Source organism: Pseudomonas sp. GW704-F2 (assembly GCF_059423025.1).
Genome location: NZ_JBWKXO010000015.1, coordinates 126,149 through 147,625, shown reverse-complemented (window position 1 = coordinate 147,625; position 21,477 = coordinate 126,149). Strand labels below are relative to the sequence as shown.

9 protein-coding genes are annotated in these 21,477 nt (G+C 65.2%); 7 read left to right on the top strand and 2 right to left on the bottom strand.

Annotated elements, in window-relative coordinates; translation table 11 throughout:
* Positions 1–718: 718 nt before the first annotated feature.
* The 6 genes from fmdA to AC07W0_RS15100 all read left to right on the top strand — a co-directional run bounded on the left by fmdA (position 719) and on the right by AC07W0_RS15100 (position 6,620).
* Positions 719–1,948, top strand: a complete 1,230-nt coding sequence (gene fmdA / locus AC07W0_RS15125) for a formamidase (RefSeq protein WP_046383752.1) — start codon at positions 719–721, stop codon at positions 1,946–1,948.
* Between the two features lie 2 nt (positions 1,949–1,950).
* A complete protein-coding gene (locus AC07W0_RS15120; RefSeq protein WP_046383751.1) occupies positions 1,951–2,298 on the top strand; it encodes an FmdB family zinc ribbon protein in 348 nt (115 codons plus the stop codon).
* Between the two features lie 15 nt (positions 2,299–2,313).
* Entirely contained in the window at positions 2,314–3,357 is a 1,044-nt protein-coding gene (locus AC07W0_RS15115) for an aliphatic amidase (protein ID WP_046383750.1), read from the top strand.
* 96 nt (positions 3,358–3,453) lie between these two features.
* Positions 3,454–4,026 carry a DUF2239 family protein gene (locus AC07W0_RS15110; protein ID WP_102618869.1) on the top strand — a complete coding sequence of 191 codons (573 nt, stop codon included), beginning with the start codon at positions 3,454–3,456 and terminating at the stop codon, positions 4,024–4,026.
* A 25-nt stretch (positions 4,027–4,051) separates the two neighbouring features.
* Positions 4,052–5,407: an MATE family efflux transporter gene (locus tag AC07W0_RS15105; RefSeq protein ID WP_102618868.1), complete on the top strand. Its 1,356-nt coding sequence runs from the start codon at positions 4,052–4,054 to the stop codon at positions 5,405–5,407.
* 40 nt (positions 5,408–5,447) lie between these two features.
* Positions 5,448–6,620 (top strand): MFS transporter, encoded by a 1,173-nt coding sequence (locus AC07W0_RS15100; RefSeq protein ID WP_102618867.1) that lies wholly within the window; start codon positions 5,448–5,450, stop codon positions 6,618–6,620.
* Here AC07W0_RS15100 and AC07W0_RS15095 read toward each other — a convergent pair whose 3' ends face one another.
* A complete protein-coding gene (locus tag AC07W0_RS15095) occupies positions 6,621–6,986 on the bottom strand; it encodes a type II toxin-antitoxin system HicB family antitoxin (protein ID WP_046488352.1) in 366 nt (121 codons plus the stop codon).
* Positions 6,983–7,234, bottom strand: coding sequence for a type II toxin-antitoxin system HicA family toxin (locus AC07W0_RS15090; RefSeq protein ID WP_027607491.1), 252 nt, complete (start codon positions 7,232–7,234; stop codon positions 6,983–6,985). Before AC07W0_RS15090 ends, AC07W0_RS15095 begins: the two co-directional genes overlap by 4 nt.
* A gap of 209 nt (positions 7,235–7,443) precedes the next feature.
* Between AC07W0_RS15090 and AC07W0_RS15085 the strand changes: the two genes are divergently transcribed.
* Positions 7,444–21,477: a non-ribosomal peptide synthase/polyketide synthase gene (locus tag AC07W0_RS15085; protein ID WP_207234909.1), complete on the top strand. Its 14,034-nt coding sequence runs from the start codon at positions 7,444–7,446 to the stop codon at positions 21,475–21,477.

Genomic DNA, 21,477 nt, shown 5'->3' with positions numbered 1-21,477 from the left:
AAAAGCAGGGCTGCGAACCCCCCTGTAGGAGCCGGCTTGCCGGCGAAAAACGCCCAGGCGCCGCGTTCATCCTGGCGATGCGCGTCATCGTTAACGACCTTCGCTGGCAAGCCAGCTCCTACAGAAAAGCAGGGCTGCGAACCGACCTGTAGGAGCCGGCTTGCCGGCGAAAAACGCCCAGGCGCCGCGTTCATCCTGGCGATGTGCGTCATCGTTAACGACCTTCGCTGGCAAGCCAGCTCCTACAGAAACGCAGGGCTGTGAAGCCACCTGTAGGAGCCGGCTTGCCGGCGAAAAACGCCCAGGCGCCGCGTTCATCCTGGCGACGCGCGTTATCGTTAACGACCATCGCTGGCAAGCCAGCTCCTACAGAAAAACAGGGCTGCGAACCCACCTGTAGAAAACGCCCAGGCGCCGCGTTCATCCTGGCGACGCGCGTCATCGTTAACAACCTTCGCTGGCAAGCCAGCTCCTACAGAAAAGCAGGGCTGCGAACCCACCTGTAGGAGCCGGCTTGCCGGCGAAAAACGCCCAGGCGCCGCGTTCATCCTGGCGCCGCGCGTCATCGTTAACGACCTTCGCTGGCAAGCCAGCTCCTACATTTTTGTTTGGGTTTCACTCTCTGGCAGAGCCATACGTCATCCAACGTATTTCCCGTTTTACCTCGCTCCACGAGACTGGTTTCAACGCCACAAGCCATCCGTCCAGGAGCCAGTCCATGACCGAAACGCTGATCAAAGTCGACCTCAACCAACCCGTCACCGAGAACGAGCAGATCCACAACCGTTGGCACCCGGATATCCCGATGGCCTGCTGGGTCAAGCCGGGCGATGACTTCATCCTCGAAACCTACGACTGGACCGCTGGCGCGATCAAGAACAACGACGACGCCAGCGACGTGCGCGATGTGGACCTGTCCACCGTGCATTACCTGTCGGGCCCGGTGGGTGTGCACGGCGCCGAGCCGGGCGATTTGCTGGTGGTGGACCTGCTCGACATCGGCGCCAAGGCCGATTCCCAGTGGGGCTTCAACGGCTTTTTCTCGCGGCAGAACGGCGGTGGCTTTCTCACCGATCACTTCCCCAGTGCGCAAAAGGCGATCTGGGACTTCAAGGGCATGTTCACCAGCTCGCGGCATATTCCAGGGGTGAACTTCGCCGGCCTGATCCACCCTGGCCTGATCGGCTGCCTGCCGGACCCGGTGATGCTCGCCGACTGGAACCGTCGCGAACAGGAACTGATCGACACCAACCCGACCCGTGTCCCGCCGCTGGCCAACGCGCCGCTGGCCGCCACCGCGCACATGGGCAAGCTCAAGGGCCAGGCCCGCGACGATGCCGCCGCCACCGGCGCGCGCACCGTGCCGCCGCGTGAGCATGGCGGTAACTGCGATATCAAGGATTTGTCCCGCGGCTCGAAGATCTTCTTCCCGGTCTATGTCAAGGGCGCCGGGCTGTCGGTGGGCGACTTGCACTTCAGCCAGGGCGACGGCGAAATCACCTTTTGCGGCGCCATCGAAATGGCCGGCTGGGTGCATATGAAGGTCGAGCTGATCAAGGGCGGCATGGCCAAGTACGGGATCAAGAACCCGGTGTTCAAACCGAGCCCGATCACGCCGAACTACAAGAATTACCTGATCTTCGAAGGCATCTCGGTGGACGAGCAGGGTCAGCAGCACTACCTGGACGTCAACATTGCCTACCGCCAGGCGTGTCTGAATGCGATCAACTACCTGACCAAGTTCGGCTACTCACCGGCCCAGGGCTATGCGCTGCTCGGCTCGGCACCGGTACAAGGGCATATCAGCGGTGTGGTGGATATTCCGAATGCGTGCGCGACCTTGTGGCTGCCTACGGAAATCTTCGAGTTCGACATCAACCCCAACGCCAACGGCCCCACCAAGTTCCTCGACGGCAGCGTCGACCTGCCCATCGCACCGGACCTGTAGCCATGCCGACCTACGAATACGCCTGCGAGGCGTGCGGCACGTTCACGATGTTGCGGCCGATCGCCCAGCGCAACGAACCCAGCCAGTGCCCGTACTGCGCCGGGCCGGGAGGGCCGTTGCAGGTGTCGGCCCCGGCCTTGCAACTGCTGTCGACCAACCAGCGCAAGGCCATCGCCGGCAACGAGCGCAGCGCCAACGCGCCGCAAACGGTCGGCGAGTACCAGGAAAACCGTCGCCACCCGGCCGGTTGCAGTTGCTGCGGCACCAGCAAAAAGGTGCTGCCGAGCAAGGCCAACCCGCTGGGCCTCAAGACCAAGACCGGTCCACGGCCGTGGATGATCAGTCACTAGACCAGGAGCATTGCAATGCGTCATGGCGATATTTCCAGCAGCCCGGACACCGTCGGTGTCGCGGTGGTGAACTACAAGATGCCGCGCCTGCACAGCAAGGCCGAGGTCATCGAGAATGCGAAGAAGATTGCCGAGATGATCCTCGGCATGAAGCAGGGCCTGCCGGGCATGGACCTGGTGGTGTTCCCGGAATACAGCACCATGGGCATCATGTACGACCACGACGAGATGATGGCCACCGCCGCAAGCATCCCCGGCGAAGAAACCGCGATCTTCTCCGCCGCGTGTCGCCAGGCCAACACCTGGGGCGTGTTTTCGCTGACCGGCGAGCGTCATGAAGAGCATCCGCACAAGGCGCCCTATAACACCCTGGTGCTGATCAATAACCTCGGCGAGATCGTGCAGCGTTATCGCAAGTGCATTCCCTGGTGCCCCATCGAAGGCTGGTACCCGGGCGACCGCACCTACGTCTGCGATGGGCCCAAAGGCATGCAGATCAGCCTGATCATCTGCGATGACGGCAACTATCCGGAGATCTGGCGCGATTGCGCGATGAAGGGCGCCGAGTTGATCGTGCGCTGCCAGGGCTATATGTACCCGGCCAAGGAGCAGCAGGTGCTGATGTCCAAGAGCATGGCCTGGGCCAATAACTGCTACGTGGCGGTGGCCAACGCCGCCGGGTTCGATGGTGTGTATTCGTACTTCGGTCACTCGGCGATCATCGGTTTTGACGGGCGCACGCTAGGCGAATGCGGCGAAGAGGAGATGGGCATCCAGTACGCCCAGCTATCGGTGTCGCAGATCCGCGATGCGCGCGCCAATGACCAGTCGCAGAACCACCTGTTCAAGCTGCTGCACCGCGGCTACACCGGTATGCATGCTTCGGGCGATGGCGACAAAGGCGTGGCCGATTGCCCGTTCGAGTTCTACCGCACCTGGGTGCTCGATGCGCAAAAAGCCCAGGAGAACGTGGAGAAAATCACCCGCGGCACCGTGGGCGTCGCCGCCTGCCCGGTCGGGCAATTGCCCCATGACGGCCACGGAAAAACCGCGAGGTAGGGCATACGCTCGGTAGTTCTGCGCAATAAGACTTGCAGTCTGAAAATTCCCCTCTAATATAACCCGGGTAAAATAAATACTACCCGGGTATAAATCATGGACTCTCAACATCCCCCTCGCTGCACCGCTTTCGTTCATCACCGACGTGTGACGGACGGTCCCTATGCCCACGTTGCCCAGGCGTTGGCAGACCTTGATCTGCCGGCCGGCAGCTTCCTGGTATTCGACGATGCCACCGGCACCCAGGTCGATTACCCTTGGCCCCCGGGTTATGCACCCGAGCTACCCGCGCCCGCAGAGGCACCAGATGAGCCGCCGACGTCCCCTGCGGTCGGGCGCCCCAAGCTGGGCGTGGTCGCCCGCGAAGTGACTTTGCTACCGCGCCATTGGGAGTGGTTGAGCCAGCAGCGTGGCGGCGCGTCGGCTGCGTTGCGGCGGTTGGTGGATGAAGCGCGCAATGCCCATGCCAGTCGTGATCAAATGCGCCAGGCCAAAGAGGCCAGCTATCGCTTCATGAGCGCCATCGGCGGTGACCTGCCGGGTTTCGAAGAGGCCTCGCGGGCGCTGTTTGCCCACAACGCCGCAGACTTTTCCAACAAGATCGCGCTCTGGCCGGTGGACGTGCAGACGTACCTGGCCTGGCTGTCGCGCAACGCTTTCACTGCCTGATCATCATCCAGGGACTCGAACTACCATGGAAGTGACCCAACAACGCCCGCTATGGCAGATCTACCTGGTCTTCCTCGCACCGATGGTGCTGTCCAATTTTCTGCAGAGCTTTACCGGCACGCTCAATGGCATCTATGTCGGGCAAATGCTCGGTACCCAGGCGTTGGCGGCGGTGTCGGGGATGTTCCCCATCGTGTTTTTCTTTATCGCCCTGGTGATCGGCCTGGGGGCGGGGGCCTCGGTGTTGATCGGCCAGGCCTGGGGAGCCCGGGAAACCTCGATGGTCAAGGCGATCACCGGCGCCACCCTGACCCTTGGCGCGCTGGTGGGTTTGGTGGCAGCGGTGCTTGGCAGCCTGTTTGCGCGTCCGGCGTTACTGGCGCTGGGCACGCCGCTGGATGTGCTGGATGACGCGGTAGGTTATGCCCAGGTGATGATGCTGATCATGCCGCTGTTGTTGGTGTTTATCCTCTATACCCAGCTGCTGCGCGGCGTCAGCGACACGATTTCGCCGCTGCTGGCGCTGATGGTCTCGACATTCGTCGGTCTGCTGCTGACGCCGGCGCTGATCCGCGGCTGGATCGGCCTGCCGCCCATGGGCATCCAGAGTGCGGTGTATGCCGGCCTGGTGGGTAACGCCGCGGCGATGCTGTTTCTGGTGCTGCGCCTGCGGCATAAAAACCACGTGATGGCGCCGGACCGCGCATTGCTCGCGGCCTTGCGGCTGGACCGGGTGATTCTCGGCAAAGTCCTGCGCATCGGGCTGCCCACCGGGCTACAGATGGTGGTGCTGTCATTATCCGAATTGGTCATCCTGGCCTTGGTCAACCACCACGGTTCCCAGGCAACGGCGGCCTATGGCGCGGTGACGCAGATCGTCAACTACGTGCAGTTTCCGGCGCTGTCGATTGCCATCACCGCCTCGATCCTCGGCGCCCAGGCCATCGGTGCCGGGCGCCTGGAACGGATCGGGCCGATCCTGCGCACCGGGTTGCTGATCAATACCTGCCTGACTGGCGGCCTGATCCTGCTCGGCTACCTGTTGTCGCCCTGGTTGCTCGGCCTGTTCATCACCGACGACGCCGCGCGGATCAAGGCCGAACACCTGCTGCATATCATGCTGTGGAGCATCCTGGTGTTCGGCTTCCAGGCCGTGATAGGCGGGATCATGCGCGCCAGCGGCGTGGTGCTGATCCCGGTGGCGATTTCGATCTTCTGTGTGCTCGGCGTGGAATTGCCGGTGGCCTACCTGCTCAATGCGCGGTACGGCCTGGAAGGGGTGTGGATGGCGTTTCCGGTGACGTACCTGGCGATGCTCGGCTTGCAGACCGCGTATTACCGGTTGGTGTGGCGGCATAAACAGATCACACGGCTGGTGTGATAAAAGGTTGCGCAAATCAAGGAAAGAAGGCGTTTCAATCATGGCAAACCCCTACGCCGAGTTGTTCCAGGCGCCCGGCGCCCGGGCGTTCGTACTGGCCGGCATGCTCGCGCGCATGCCCATCTCCATGACCGGCATCGGCTTGATCACCATGCTCTCGCAGGTGCATGGCGGCTACGGCATGGCCGGCTCGGTGGCGGCGGTGTTCGCTTTGGCTACGGCATTTTGCGCGCCGCAGGTATCGCGGCTGGTTGACCGCTACAGCCAGGGCAGGGTACTGCCGATCGCCGCGCTGATCGGCGGCGGTGCGTTGTTGTTGCTGTTGCTGTGTACGCGTTTGCAGGCGCCGAACTGGGCGTTGTTCGTGTTCGCCGCGCTGGCCGGTTGCATGCCCAACATGTCAGCCATGGTCCGGGCGCGCTGGACCGAGCTGTACCGCGGCCAGCCCAAGCTCCAGACCGCGTTTGCCCTGGAGTCGGTGCTCGATGAGGTGTGCTTTATCATCGGCCCGCCGATCTCGGTGGGGTTGTGCGTGGTGCTGTTTCCCGAGGCCGGGCCTTTGCTGGCGGCGTTGCTGTTGGCGGTCGGTGTCACGGTGTTCGTGATGCAACGCCAGACCGAGCCGCCCGTGCATGAGCGCCATGATCATCACGGGCGCTGGCTGATCGCTTCGCCCTCGGTGTTGATCCTGATGATCCTGCTGCTGGCCATGGGCGTGATTGTCGGGGTAGTGGATGTGGTCAGCGTCGCTTTCGCCCAGCACCAGGGCCAACCGGCGGCGGCGAGCATTGTGTTGTCGGTGTATGCCATCGGTTCGTGCCTGGCGGGGTTGGCGTTCGGTACGTTGAAACTCAAGGCGCCGTTGCCCCGGCAGTTCCTGTGCTGTGGTGTCGCCACGGCGCTGACCACCTTGCCGTTGCTGCTGGTCACCAACATCCCCGGCCTGGCCGTGGCGATCTTCATCTCCGGGCTGTTCTTCGCCCCGACCCTGATCGTGTCCATGGCCCTGGTGGAGCGGATCGTGCCACCGAGCCGGTTGACCGAAGGCATGACCTGGCTGATCACCGGCCTGAGCATCGGCGTGGCCATCGGCGCCGCCAGCTCCGGCTGGATGATCGACCACTTCGGCGCGGCCAGCGGGTTCTGGGTGGCGCTGGCGGCGGGGGCGGTGGTGTTGGGTTCGGCGGTGTTGGGGTATCGGTGGCTGGGATAGTCAGCCGATCGCGGGGGTGGGTTTGGCGCAGTGATGTAGCAGGAACTCACTCAGCGCTTGGCGTGTCAGGTCGTTCAGGGTCACCTTCTTGCGTGTAGCTTCCAGGGCTGCGGCCAGATGAAGGTCATGCCCGACCCGCACGTTGAATGAACCCTTGCATGGTTTTTCCGGTGTTTGCCCAAGGGCCAGGCAGGTGGCGAGATAGTCGTCCACCGCCTCACGAAATGCCGCATCCAGTTCGGCGACGGTTTTCCCTTCGTAGCTCACCAGCGCCTTGATAAACAGGATCTTGCCGAACAGGCAGTTGTCTTCGAGGCTGGCTTCGATGGAGCCGATGTAGCCTTGGTGTTTCAATTGGTTGTTCACTGAATCAGTTCTCCTGATTTCAATTGTTCGATGATCTGGCGCCGAATGTAGTGTTTCAGTTCATTGCCGGGGTGAGGCTTGTGCAAGGTGATCATTGCACTGGGGTCGCCGATGTCGAACTTGACGCGGCTTCCCGCCCCTTCAATCTGTGTGTAGCCAAGACGACGCAGCAGCGTGACGAGCTCGGGCCAGGTAAATGCCATTTGCTCGTTGAGCAGTTTGGCGAGCAGCTTTTCATTTTTGGACACGGCGTTCCCTGCGTGTAACTAAATGTAGTTGCAAAAAGTGGTGTCCGTCAATGCTAGCTCGGGTTCCTCTGTCGTTCCTGGGATTGATGTAACCCTTGATGACACCTCGCTCCGCGCCGCCATCCCCCCGCTAATTTTTCCCTCTCCGGTTCGTTTTATAGGGACGACGTGCCTTTGTGCTTCCCGCCTATTGCTCCGGACTCCAAGAAATGAATGCTGAAGACTCCTTGAAACTTGCTCGCCGGTTTATCGGGTTGCCCCTGGAAAAACGCCAGCTGTTCCTCCAGGCGTTGCAGAAGGAAGGGGTGGATTTTTCGCGGTTTCCGATTCCTGCCGGGGTGGATGTGGAGGACCGCGATGCGCTGTCCTACGCACAGCAACGCATGTGGTTTCTCTGGCAGTTGGACCCGGCCAGCGGCGCCTACAACCTGCCGGGCGCCGTGCGGCTCAAGGGCGCGCTGAACCTTGGCGCGATGCAGCAGGCGTTCGCCAGCCTGGTCGAGCGTCATGAAACCCTGCGCACGGTGTTCCAGCGCCAGGCCGACGAGCGTCTGGCGCAGGTGGCGGCACAGCCGGCGCTGGCGATCGAGCAGCACGACCTGAGCGACCTGGCCCCCGCCGAACGCGAGCAGGCCGTCAACGCCGCGGCCACCCGCCAGTCGCTGCTGCCGTTCGATCTGGAGCACGGTCCGCTGCTGCGCGTGCAGCTGTTGAAACTCGACGAGCAGGAACACGTGCTGCTGCTGACCCTGCACCACATCGTCTCCGATGGCTGGTCGATGAACGTCTTGATCGACGAGTTCATCCGTTTCTACGACGCGCATGAGTGCAATGAGGCGCCGCAACTGCCGGCGCTGCCGATCCAGTACAGCGACTATGCCCTGTGGCAACGCCGCTGGCTGGAAGCGGGGGAGCAGGCGCGTCAGCTGGAATACTGGCAAGCGCGGCTGGGTGATGAGCATCCGGTTCTGGAATTGCCCAGCGACCGCCCACGCCCGGCCATGCCCAGCTACAGGGGCACGCGCCACACCTTCGCGATCGATCCGGATCTGGCCGCGCAACTGCGCAGCTGTGCGCAAACACACAACGTCACGCTGTTCATGCTGCTGCTCGGTGCGTTCAATGTGCTGCTGCATCGCTACACCGGCCAGGGCGACATCCGCGTCGGCGTGCCGATCGCCAACCGCAACCGGACCGAAGTCGAAGGGCTGATCGGTTTCTTCGTCAACACCCAAGTGCTGCGCACCGAACTGACCGGGCAAACCCGCGTCAGCGAGCTGCTGCATGCCATCAAGGAGCATGCCCTGGGCGCCCAGGCCCATCAGGACTTGCCCTTCGAACGCCTGGTGGAAGCGCTGAACGTCGAGCGCAGCCTGAGCCATACACCGTTGTTCCAGGTGATGTACAACCACCAGCCGGTGGTGGCCGACATCGCCTCGATCCGCACGGCCTCCGGCCTGGAACTGGCTGCGGTGGAGTGGCAGGGCCGCACCACCCAGTTCGACCTGACCCTCGACACCTACGAACAGTCCGGCACCCTGCATGCCGCGCTGACCTACGCCAACGACTTGTTCGACGCGCCGTCCATTGCACGCATGGCACGGCACTGGATCAGCCTGTTGCAGGCCATGGTCGCCGATGGCGAGCAGCGCGTCGGTGAGTTGCCGATGCTCGCCGCCGATGAGCAGCAGGTCCTGGTGAGCGCCTGGAACCAGACCGCGCAGGCCTATCCGAGCGAGCGCGGCATTCATCAGTTGATCGAAGACCAGGTGCGCGCCACGCCGGAGGCGCCGGCGCTGGTGTTCGGTGCGACCACGCTGACCTACGCCCAGCTCGACGCCCGCGCCAACCAGCTGGCCCATGCCTTGCGCGAGCAGGGGGTTGGCCCCGATGCCTTGGTGGGTCTTTGCATCGAGCGCTCGATCGAAATGGTGGTCGGCCTGCTGGGGATTCTCAAAGCCGGCGCTGCCTATGTCCCGCTCGACCCCGAATATCCTCCGGAACGCCTGGCCTACATGATCGAAGACAGCGGCATCCAGCTGCTGCTCAGCCAGCAAAGCCTGCTGCCGTCGCTGCCGGTCGTGGCTGTCCAGGTGATTGCCCTGGACGCGCCCGCGCTGTGGCTCGACGGCTACAGCTGCGAAGCGCCCGCCGTGGCGATTCACGGGCTGAACCTCGCGTATGTGATCTACACCTCCGGCTCCACCGGCCAACCCAAGGGCGCCGGCAACAGCCATCGTGCGCTGGTCAACCGCCTGTGCTGGATGCAACAGGCCTACACGCTGGAGGCCAGCGATGCGGTGCTGCAGAAAACCCCGTTCAGCTTCGACGTGTCGGTGTGGGAGTTCTTCTGGCCGTTGATGACCGGTGCGCGCCTGGTGGTCGCGGCCCCTGGCGAACACCGCGAGCCGGCGCGCCTGATCGCGACCATCGGCCGACACGCGATCACCACCGTGCATTTCGTGCCATCGATGCTCCAGGCGTTTATCCATGAGCCGGGCGTGCAGGCCTGCACCGGCCTCAAGCGCATCGTCTGCAGCGGCGAGGCCTTGCCGTTGGATGCGCAGAGCCAAGTGTTCGCCAAACTGCCACAGGCCGCTCTGTTCAACCTCTATGGCCCGACCGAAGCGGCCATCGACGTGACCCACTGGAGCTGTGTCGATGAAGGCGCCGACAGCGTGCCCATCGGCCGCCCGATCGCCAACCTCCACACCTACGTGCTCGACGCCCAGCTCAACCCGGTGCCGGCCGGCGTCTCCGGCGAGCTCTACCTGGGCGGCAGCGGCCTGGCGCGCAGTTACCACCGGCGTGCGGCCCTGACCGCCGAGCGTTTCGTGCCCAGCCCGTTCGCTGACGGCGCACGTGTGTACCGCACTGGCGACCGCGTGCGCCAGCGGGCCGACGGCGTGATCGAGTACCTCGGCCGTCTCGATCATCAGGTCAAACTGCGCGGCCTGCGCATCGAACTGGGTGAAATCGAGACGCGCCTGCTGCAGCATCCCGGCGTGCGTGAGGCGGTGGTGCTGGTGCAGGGCGGCAAGCACCTGGTGGCCTACCTGGTGTTGGAAGGCGAAGCGCCCACCGACCTCAAGGCGTGGCTGCTCGGCAGCCTGCCGGAGTACATGGTGCCGACCCATATGCTGCACCTGGACCAATTGCCGGTGACCGCCAATGGCAAGCTGGATCGCAAAGCGCTGCCCGTGCCGGACGCCGCCGCGCAGCAGGCCTATAGCGCCCCGCAAAGCCCCGTGCAGCAGGGGCTGGCCGCAATCTGGGGCGATGTGCTCGGCATCCCGCAGGTCGGCCTGGACGACAATTTTTTCGAGCTGGGCGGCGATTCGATCATCTCCATCCAAGTGGTCAGCCGCGCGCGCCAGGCAGGCATTCGCCTCAGCCCGCGCGACCTGTTCCAGTACCAGAGCGTGCGCAGCCTGGCGTTGGTGGCGACCTTCGAGCAGGCCGCGAGCGTCGACCAGGGCCCGGTCAGCGGTGAGGTGATGCTGACCCCGGTGCAGCAGAGCTTCTTCGCCCAGGCCATCCCGGTGCGCGAGCATTGGAACCAGTCGTTGCTGTTGATCCCGCGCGAAGCCCTGGAGCCTGCGCGTCTCGACGCGGCCTTGACCCAGGTGATCAATCATCACGACGCTTTGCGCCTGCGCTTTGTCGAGCAGGCCGAAGGCTGGCAGCAAACCCATGCCGCGCCGATCGCCGCGCCCGGATTGTGGCAGTCCCACGCCAGCGACGACACAGAACTGGCCGCACTCTGCGAGGCGGCCCAGCGCAGCCTCGATCTTGAACAAGGCCCGCTGCTGCGCGCCGCCCTGGTGAGCATGGCCGACGGTACCCAGCGCCTGTTGCTGGTGGTCCATCACCTGGTGGTGGACGGCGTGTCCTGGCGCATCCTGCTCGAAGACCTGCAACAGGCTTACGGCGCTGCGCCGCTGCCGGCCAAGACCTGCGCCTACCAAGTGTGGGCCCGGCAGTTGCAGGCCCATGCACAGACCCTCAACGCGCAACTGGCGTACTGGCAGGCGCAGACGGCCGACGCCGATTTGCCTTGCGACAACCCGCAAGGCGGCCTGCAAAATCGCCTGGGCGCCAAGCTGGAAATCCGCCTTGACGCCGAACACACCCGTCAACTGCTGCAAGACGCCCCGGCCGCCTATCGCACCCAGGTCAACGACCTGCTGCTGAGCGCATTGGTGCGGGTGATCTGCCGGTGGAGCGGCCAGACGGCTGCGCTGATCCAGCTGGAAGGCCATGGCCGTGAAGACCTGTTCGACAATGTCGACCTGAGCCGTACCGTCGGTTGGTTCACCAGCCTGTTCCCGCTGCGCCTGCAGGCCGAGGGCGGGTTGGCGGATGCGATCAAGTCGGTCAAGGAGCAACTGCGGGGCGTGCCCGATAAAGGCATCGGCTACGGCCTGTTGCGTTACCTCGGCACACCGGACGCCCGCGAAGCCCTATCAAGCCTTGCCGCGCCGCGCATCACCTTCAACTACCTGGGCCAGTTCGATCGCCAGTTCAACCAATCGGCGCTGTTCGTACCCGCCACTTGCGGCAGCGGTCAGGCCCAGGACCCCGAAGCGCCGCTGGCCAACTGGTTGACGCTGGAAGGGCAGGTGTACGGCGGGGAATTGACCCTGCAATGGGGCTTCAGCCGTGAAATGTTCGAGGCTGCGACAATCCAGCGCCTGGCGGATGACTATACGGCGGAACTCAAGGCCCTGATCGTGCATTGTTGTGCCACGCCGGCAGGGCAGGTCACCCCGTCGGACTTCCCGTTGGCGCGTCTGACTCAGCGCCAGTTGGATGGGCTGCCCGTCGCGGGACCGGCCATTGTCGATCTCTACCCGCTGTCGCCGATGCAGCAGGGCATGCTGTTCCACAGCCTGTACGAGCCCGAGGCCCAGGCCTATATCAACCAGTTGCGCCTGGACATCGGCGGCCTCGATCTTTTGGCGTTCGGTCGCGCCTGGCAGGCCGCGCTGGAGCGGCATGACATCCTGCGCAGCAGCTTCCACTGGCTGGGCCTGGACAGTGCCCATCAGTTGATCCAGCGGCAGGTCGACTTGCCGTTGCAAGTCATCGAAGACCTCGACGCCGACGTCGAGGCCCTCGCCGCAGCCGAGCGCGACAAGGGCTTCGCGCTCGACGCGGCGCCGCTGTTTCGCCTGTTGCTGGTACGCGGTGCCGGCGCGACCTGGCAGCTGATTTTCACCAGCCACCACATCCTGATGGATGGCTGGAGCAACGCCCAATTGCTGGGCGAAGTCATCGCCCACTATGCCGGCCATACCGTGCCGGCACCGCTGGGACAGTTCCGCGATTATCTGGGTTGGCTGCAACAACAAGGGTCGGGCGAAGCCTTCTGGAAAGCCACGCTGGCGCCGTTGCAAGCGCCCACCTTGCTGGCGGAGGCGCTGCGCGGGCCGGCCCACGCCACAGGGATGGCTGACCATCGGGTGGTGCTCGACAGCGACTTCACCCAAGCGCTCGGCGAGTTTGCCCGCCGCCAGAAAATCACCCTCAACACCTTGCTGCAAGGGGCGTGGAGCCTGTTGCTGCAGCGCTACACCGGCCAGGATTGCGTGGCGTTCGGTGCCACCGTCGCCGGGCGTTCGGCGCCGCTGCCGGGGATCGAGCAGCAACTGGGCCTGTTTATCAACACCTTGCCGCTCGTCAGCGTGGCCGCGCCGGCCCAATCGGCCGCGTGCTGGCTCAGCGAGCTGCAAGCGCTGAACCTGAGCCTGCGCGATCACGAACATGTGCCGCTCTACGACATCCAGGGCTGGGCGGGCCAGCAGGGCGCGTTGTTCGACACCTTGCTGGTGTTCGAAAACTTCCCGGTGGCCGAAGCCCTGAAACAGGGCGCGCCCGCAGGCCTGACCTTCGGCCGCCTGCACAACCATGAACGCACCCACTACCCGCTGACCCTGGGGATTGAGCTGGGGGCCAGCCTGCGCCTGGAATGGAGCTACGACCGCGCGCGTTTCAGTGCCGATCAGGTCGCGCGATTGAGCGCCAACCTGCAGCACCTGCTGGTGCAACTGCTCGTCGATGCGCAGGCGCCGCTCGGCAACTTGCGCCTGCTCGACCCCACCACGCAGCGCGACATGCTCGCCCTGGGCCGGGCACCCGGAGCGGCCCTACGTGAGCTGCACGTGCATCAACGCATTGCCGCCCAGGCCGCCGCCACCCCGGATGCGCTGGCGGTGCAGGCCGGCGAAGCGCGCTTGAGCTATGCCCAGCTCAACGACCACGCCAACCGCCTGGCCCATCGCCTGCTGGCGCTGGGCGTGGGGCCTGGGCAGCGCGTGGGCCTGGCCTGCCGACGTGGCCCGCAGTTGATCGTCAGTCTGCTGGCGGTACTTAAAAGCGGCGCCGCCTATGTGCCGCTGGACCCGAAATACCCCAACGAACGCCTGGCCTACATGCTGGCGGACAGTCGTGTGGACCTGCTGCTCAGCGAAACCGGGCTGCTCGCCGACCTGCCGCTGCCGCAAGGTCTGATCCGTGTGGACTTCAGCGCATCCGGCGCTGAGTTGGCCGCTTACCCGCGCGCCAATCCGCCCAGCCACGTGGGCGCCGCCGACCTGGCCTACGTGATCTACACCTCCGGCTCCACCGGCCAACCCAAGGGCGTGGCCATCGATCACGCCGCCCTCGGCCAGTTCTGCGACAGCGCCGCGGTCTACAGCCGGCTGTGTGCAGCGGACCGTGTACTGCAGTTCGCCACGTTCAGCTTCGACGGCTTTGTCGAGCAGTGCTACCCGCCGCTGTGTGTGGGCGCTGCGTTGATCATGCGTGGCGATGAACTGTGGGACGCCGGGCAACTGGCGCGGGAAATCGTCGAGCAGGGCGTGACCCTCGCTGACTTGCCGGCGGCGTACTGGTACCTGCTGGCCAAGGAATGTGCGGTCGAACACCGCGCCCTGGGCAATCTGCGCCAGGTGCATGTGGGCGGCGAAGCCATGTCGGTGGAAGGCCTGCGCGCCTGGCACGCCGCCGGCCTGGGCCACGTGCGGCTGGTCAACACCTATGGGCCGACCGAGGCCACGGTGGTGTCCAGCGTGCATGACTGCCAGTTGCTCGATGCCAGTGACGCGTTCGGCGTGCCCATCGGCCAAGCCATCGAAGGCCGTTCGCTGTATGTGCTCGACAGTGCGTTCGAGCTGCTGGCCACCGAGGGCGTCGGCGAGCTGTGCATCGGTGCCGAGTACGGCCTGGCCCAGGGCTATTTCGACCGCCCGGCGCTGACGGCCGAGCGCTTCCTGCCGGACCCGTTTTCCGCCGTGCCGGGGGCGCGGCTCTACCGCAGTGGCGACCTGGCCCGTTACAACCAGGCCGGTGCGTTGGAGTACGTCGGGCGCATCGATCATCAGGTGAAGATTCGCGGTTTCCGTATCGAAATCGGCGAAATTGAGGCCAGCCTGCAAGGCTTGCCGCAGGTGCGTGAGGTGGCAGTCATCGCGCAGCCGGGCGCCGTGGGTGCGCAATTGGTGGCCTACGTGGTGCCGACCCAGGGCCAGCGCCTGGACACCCAGGCGCTGGCGGCGACCTTGCACCGTGTGTTGCCCGACTACATGGTGCCGGCGCAGTGGGTGGTGCTCGATGCCTTGCCGTTGAACAACAACGGCAAGCTGGACCGCCGCGCACTGCCGGCGCCGGACCTGAACCAGCCCCGACAGGCCCACCGCGCCCCGCACAGCCCGCTGGCGATCCGGTTGGCGGCGATCTGGCAAGCGGTGTTGCAGGTCGAGCGTGTGGGGCTCGATGACCATTTCTTCGAGCGCGGCGGCCATTCGTTGCTGGCCACCCAGGTGATCTCCCGCGTGCGCCATGACCTCAAGCTGGAAGTGCCGTTGCGCGCGCTGTTCGAGCAGCCGACGCTGGAGGCCTTCGCGACCGCGTGCGCCGGCGTGCAGGGCGACACGGCACCGACGCTGCAGGCGGCCGGGCGTGACCGGCCGTTGGCGTTGTCGTTCGCCCAGGAGCGCCAATGGTTCCTCTGGCAACTGGACCCGACCAGCGCCGCCTATCACGTCCCCGCCGCACTGCACCTGCGCGGCCCGTTGGATATCGCTGCGCTGGAACACGCTTTCCGCGCCCTGGTGCAGCGTCATGAACCGCTGCGCACCACCTTCGTGGAGGAGGGCGAGCAGACTTGGCAGGTGATCCACCCCGACCTGGCGATTGCACTGGCGCATCAGCACATCGCCGCAGCCGCGATCGAAGCGACGGTGGCACAGGAGATCCAGCGCCCGTTCGACCTGGTCAACGGCCCGCTGATGCGCGTCACGTTGCTGCACGTCGAAGCGGAGCACCATGTGCTGGTAATCACCCAGCACCACATCATCTCCGATGGTGGGTCGATGCAGGTGATGGTCGACGAACTGCTGGCCCTGTATCAGGGCCAGGCGCCGTTGCCGGCGTTGCCGCTGCACTATGCCGACTATGCCCAGTGGCAACGCGAGTGGATGGCCGCCGGGGAGAAACAGCGCCAACTCGATTATTGGTGCGCCCGCCTGGGCAGCGAACATCCGCTGCTGGAGCTGCCCCTGGACCACCCGCGTCCGGCGCTGCAAAGCCATCGCGGCGCGCGCCGACAACTGCATCTGGACGCCGCGCTGGTCGCCGAACTCAAGGCCCTTGCCCAGCGTCAGGACGTGACCCTGTTCATGCTGCTGCTCGCCGCATTCCAGACCTTGCTGTTTCGCTACAGCGGCCAGTCCGCGATCCGTGTCGGGGTGCCGATCGCCAACCGCAATCGCCTGGAAACCGAGCGGCTGATCGGCTTCTTCGTCAACACCCAGGTGCTGCAGGCCGAGCTGCATGGGCAGATGGGCTTCGACCGCTTGCTGGCCCAGGTCAAGCAACGTGCGGTGGAGGCCCAGGCCCATCAGGACTTGCCCTTCGAACAACTGGTGGAAGCGCTGCAACCGGAGCGCAGCCTCAGCCATAACCCGTTGTTCCAAGTGATGTTCAATCATCAGGACAACCTGCGCGCCGGCCCGCTGCAGTTGCCTGGCCTGGACCTGCAACCGGTGGATTGGACCGGCCACAGCACCCAGTTCGACCTCAACCTGGAAACCGAGGAGTCGGCCGATGGCCTCTGGGCTGCGTTGACCTACGCCACCGACCTGTTCGAACCGGCGACCATCGAGCGCCTGGCCGAGCATTGGCAGAACCTGCTGCGCGCCGTGGTGCGCGATGCCTCCCAACCCCTGGACGAGCTGGCGCTGCTCAGCGCGGCGCAGTGGCGGCAGATGCTCGAAGCGTGGAACCACACGGCCTTCGATTACCCCCGCGAGCGCTGTGTGCATCAGCTGTTCGAAGCGCAGGCCCTGGCCCAGCCCGACACCATCGCTGTGCAATTCAACGACGACGCCTTGAGTTATGCCGAACTCAACCGCCGCGCCAATCGCCTGGCCCACCGCCTGATCGCGGCGGGTGTCGGCCCGGACGTGCTGGTGGCGGTGCATGTAGAGCGTTCCCTGGACATGGCGGTCGGCCTGCTGGCGACCCTCAAGGCCGGTGGCGCCTATGTGCCGCTCGACCCGCAGTTCCCGGCGGAGCGCCTGGCGTTCATGCTCGAAGACAGCCGCGCCCGGGTGCTGCTGACCCAGCCAGCGCTGATCGGCCGACTGGCGCAACCGCAAGGCCTGCACGTGCTGCTGGTCGATGACAGCGACGCTGGCGAACACAACCCGCAAGTGGACCTCAGCCCGGAACACCTGGCCTACGTGATCTACACCTCCGGCTCCACCGGCCAGCCCAAGGGCGTGATGGTGCGCCACCGCGGGCTGTGCAGCTTCACCAGCGGCATGGCCGCCAGCCTGGACATCGACCGGGAGGCGCGGGTGCTGTCGCTGACCACGTTCTCGTTCGACATCTTCGCCCTGGAGCTGTACGTGCCGCTGACGGTTGGCGCCACGGTGCTGCTGAGCGAGCAGGCCCTGGCCCTCGACCCGGAGGCGATTATCGACCTGGCGCACCACCAGCGCGCCAACGTGCTGCAAGCCACGCCGTCGACCTGGCGCATGCTGCTGGACAGCCCGCGTGCCGAGCGGCTGCATGGCATCAAGGCGCTGTGCGGCGGCGAAGCGCTGCCGGCCGACCTGGCCCAGCGTCTGCTCGATCTGCAAGGCCCGGTGTGGAACCTGTATGGCCCCACGGAAACCACCATCTGGTCGGCGGCCCATCGGCTGTTGGCGCCGCAGCCTTTTGTCGGGCGGCCGATTGCCAATACCGCGTTGTTCATCCTCAACGCCGGGCTCAGCCCATGCCCGTTGGGCGCGGCCGGTGAGCTACTGATCGGCGGTGTCGGCCTGGCGCGCGGTTACCACGCACGGCCGGCCCTCACCGCCGAACGCTTCGTGCCCAACCCTTATGGCGCGCCGGGCGAACGCCTGTACCGTACCGGTGACCTGGCGCGCTACCGCGACCACGGCGTGGTGGAGTACATCGGCCGGGTCGACCAGCAGGTCAAGGTGCGCGGTTTCCGTATCGAACTGGGCGAAATCGAAGCCTGCCTGCGCGAACACCCCGGCGTGCGCGAAGCCGTGGTGCTGGCCGACAACGACCGCTTGATCGCCTATCTGGTGACCTCCGCCCCACAGACGCCGCAGGTCTACCAAGCCGCCTTGCGCGAGCGTTTGCCGGACTACATGGTGCCGGCGTACCTGATGTGCCTCGACAGCCTGCCCTTGACCCCCAACGGCAAGCTCGACCGCAAGGCTTTGCCCAGCGTGGACGCCAGCCTGTTGCTAAAAGGCCATGTCGCTCCCGTCACACTGCGCCAACAGCAGGTGGCGGCGATCTGGGCCGAGGTGCTGGGCGTACCTCATGTCGGCCTCGACGACCACTTCTTCGAGCTGGGCGGGCATTCGCTGCTGGCCACCCGCGTGGTGTCGCGGGTCCGCCAGGCGCTGACGCTGGAAGTGGCGCTCAAGACCCTGTTCGAACACCCGGCGCTGGGTGACTTCGTCGCGGCGCTGGGCGAGGAGGGCGTGGTCGCACCGGCCATGCTCAAGGCCGACCGCACCCAACCGTTGCCACTGTCCTATGCCCAGGAACGCCAATGGTTCCTCTGGCAACTCGACCCGCACAGCGCCGCGTACCACATCCCCAGCGCCTTGCGCCTGAAAGGCACGCTGGACCTGGCCGCGCTGCAACGCAGTTTCGACACCTTGCTGGCGCGCCACGAAAGCCTGCGCACCCATCTGCATCAGGACGCCAGCGGCACACGGCAAGTGATTGAAGAATCGGGCCTGATCGACGTCGACCAGGCCGACAGCGACGAAGCCGGGCTCAAGGCGCAGGTCGCTGCCGAGGTCGCGCGTCCGTTCGACCTGCTGCGCGGGCCGTTGCTGCGGGTCACGTTGCTGCGTCTGGCTGAGGATGACCACGTGCTGGTGCTGGTGCAGCACCATATCGTCTCGGATGGCTGGTCGATGCAACTGATGGTCGAAGAACTGGTGCAGCTCTACGCCGCGTTCAGCCAGGGGACCACGCCGCACCTGCCGGCCTTGCCGATCCAGTACGCCGACTACGCCCTGTGGCAGCGTCAATGGATGGAGGCCGGTGAGACCGCGCGTCAACTGGCTTACTGGCGTGAGCAACTGGGCGGTGTGCAACCGGTTCTGGAATTGCCGGTCGACTACCCGCGCCCAGCGCTGCAAAGCCACCGTGGCGCGCGCCTGGGTATTGAGCTGGCGGCGCCGTTGCTCGCCGGTTTGCGCAGCCTGGCACAGCGCACCGGGGTGACGTTGCCGATGGTGTTGCTGGCGTCGTACCAGGCCTTGCTGCACCGCTACAGCGGTCAGGAGGACGTGCGCGTCGGCGTGCCGATTGCCAACCGCAATCGCCTGGAAACCGAAGGGCTGATCGGCTTCTTCGTCAACACCCAGGTGCTCAAGGCCGACATTCACGGACAGATGAGCGTCGAGCACTTGCTGCACCAGACGCGTCAACGCTCCCTTGAGGCCCAGGCCCATCAGGACCTGCCGTTCGAGCAGTTGGTGGAGGCCTTGCAGCCCGAGCGCAGCCTGAGCCTGAGCCCGCTGTTCCAGGTGTTGTTCAACCACCGCGTGACGTCGGTCGATAGCCATTGGCAGCGCCTCACCGAGCTTGACGTCGAGGTCCTGAGTTGGGATGAAGGCGTCGCCCAGTTCGACCTGGCGCTGGACGTCGAGGAAAGCCAGACGCTGTTGCGTGCGTCCCTGAGCTACGCCACCGACCTGTTCGCCCCGGCGACCATCGCACGCATGGCCGGCCACTGGCAGAACCTGTTGCAGGCGATGGTCGCCGATCCGCAGCAGACCCTCGGCCAGTTGAACCTGCTGGACGGGGATGAACAGCGGCACATCCTGCAGTTGTGGAATCAATCCGACGCCGGCTTCCCGGCCCAGCGCCTGGTACACGAGTTGGTGGCCGAGCGTGCGCGGGAAAACCCGCAGGCAATCGCGATCAAGTTCGACACGCAAACCCTGACCTACGGCGCGCTGGATCGCCAGGCCAACCAGTTGGCCCGTGCGTTGATCGCCCGTGGCGTCGGCCCGGAAGTGCGCGTGGCGATTGCCATGCCGCGCAGTGCGGAGATCATGGTGGCGTTCCTTGCGGTGCTGAAAGCTGGCGGCGTTTATGTGCCGCTGGACGTCGAATACCCACGCGATCGCCTGCTGTACATGATGCAGGACAGCCGCGCCAAGCTGCTGTTGACCCATACCGCCGTGCAGCAGCAACTGCCGATTGCCGAAGGCCTGGATACGCTCGCTATCGACTGCACCGAAGCCTGGAGCGGCTTCAGCGACACTGTGCCGTCGGTAGCTCTGGACGGCGACAACCTCGCCTACGTGATCTACACCTCCGGCTCCACCGGCATGCCCAAGGGCGTGGCGGTGGCCCACGGTCCGCTGGTGGCGCATATCATCGCCACCGGCGAACGCTACGAAACCGGCCCGACCGATTGCGAATTGCACTTCATGTCCTTCGCTTTCGACGGCTCCCACGAAGGCTGGATGCACCCGCTGATCAACGGCGCCAGCGTGCTGATCCGCGATGACAGCCTGTGGCTGCCGGAATACACCTACGCGCAAATGCACCGTCACAACGTGACCATGGCCGTGTTCCCGCCGGTGTATCTGCAACAACTGGCCGAGCATGCCGAGCGCGACGGTAATCCGCCGAAGGTGCGCGTGTATTGCTTTGGCGGTGACGCGGTGGCGCAAGCGAGCTATGACCTGGCCTGGCGTGCGCTAAAGCCGACCTACCTGTTCAACGGCTACGGCCCGACCGAAACCGTGGTCACGCCGTTGCTGTGGAAAGCACGCAAGGGCGATCCCTGCGGCGCCGTGTACGCACCGATCGGCACGCTGTTGGGCAACCGCAGCGGCTACATCCTCGACGCCCAACTCAACCTGCAACCCATCGGCGTCGCTGGCGAGCTGTACCTGGGCGGCGAGGGCGTGGCGCGTGGGTATCTGGAGCGCCCGGCACTCACCGCCGAACGCTTCGTCCCCGACCCGTTCGGCAAACCCGGCAGCCGCGTGTACCGCAGCGGCGACCTGACCCGTGGCCGCCCGGATGGCGTGGTGGATTACCTCGGCCGTGTCGACCACCAGGTGAAAATCCGCGGTTTCCGTATCGAACTGGGCGAGATCGAAGCGCGGCTGCGCGAGCAGGACAGCGTCGGCGAAACCGTGGTGGTGGCTCAGGAAGGCCCGACCGGCAAGCAACTGGTGGCCTACGTGGTGCCGGCAGATGCCAGCCTGGCCAACCACGCCGAGTGGCGCGACACCCTGCGCCGCGCCCTGAAAACTCGCCTGCCGGATTACATGGTACCCGCGCACTTCATGTTCCTGGCGCAAATGCCGCTGACCCCCAACGGCAAACTCGACCGCAAGGGCCTGCCCGAGCCGGACGCGAGCCTGATGCAACAGGCCTACGTCGCCCCCGAAACCGAGCTGGAACAGCAGATCGCCGCGATCTGGGCCGAGGTGCTGCGCCTGCCGAATGTGGGCCTGAACGACAACTTCTTCGAGGTCGGCGGCCACTCGTTGCTGGCGATCCAGATCACCTCGCGGGTCCAGGCCGAGCTGGGCCTGGAAGTGCCGCTGGTGGAAGTGTTCCAGACCGAAACCCTGCGCGCCTACGTGCAGGCCGCTGCCGCCTTCCGCGCCGGCAGCGCGCAAGATTTCGACGACCTTCGTGACTTTTTGAGCGAACTAGAGGCGATTTGA

What these genes read in the sequence shown, in the direction of transcription:
- AC07W0_RS15120 (WP_046383751.1), top strand. Translation starts at nt 1,951, where the DNA reads ATGCCGACCTACGAATACGCCTGCGAGGCGTGCGGCACGTTCACGATG.
- AC07W0_RS15115 (WP_046383750.1), top strand. Translation starts at nt 2,314, where the DNA reads ATGCGTCATGGCGATATTTCCAGCAGCCCGGACACCGTCGGTGTCGCG.
- AC07W0_RS15105 (WP_102618868.1), top strand. Translation starts at nt 4,052, where the DNA reads ATGGAAGTGACCCAACAACGCCCGCTATGGCAGATCTACCTGGTCTTC.
- AC07W0_RS15085 (WP_207234909.1), top strand. Translation starts at nt 7,444, where the DNA reads ATGAATGCTGAAGACTCCTTGAAACTTGCTCGCCGGTTTATCGGGTTG.
- fmdA (WP_046383752.1), top strand. Translation starts at nt 719, where the DNA reads ATGACCGAAACGCTGATCAAAGTCGACCTCAACCAACCCGTCACCGAG.
- AC07W0_RS15100 (WP_102618867.1), top strand. Translation starts at nt 5,448, where the DNA reads ATGGCAAACCCCTACGCCGAGTTGTTCCAGGCGCCCGGCGCCCGGGCG.
- AC07W0_RS15110 (WP_102618869.1), top strand. Translation starts at nt 3,454, where the DNA reads ATGGACTCTCAACATCCCCCTCGCTGCACCGCTTTCGTTCATCACCGA.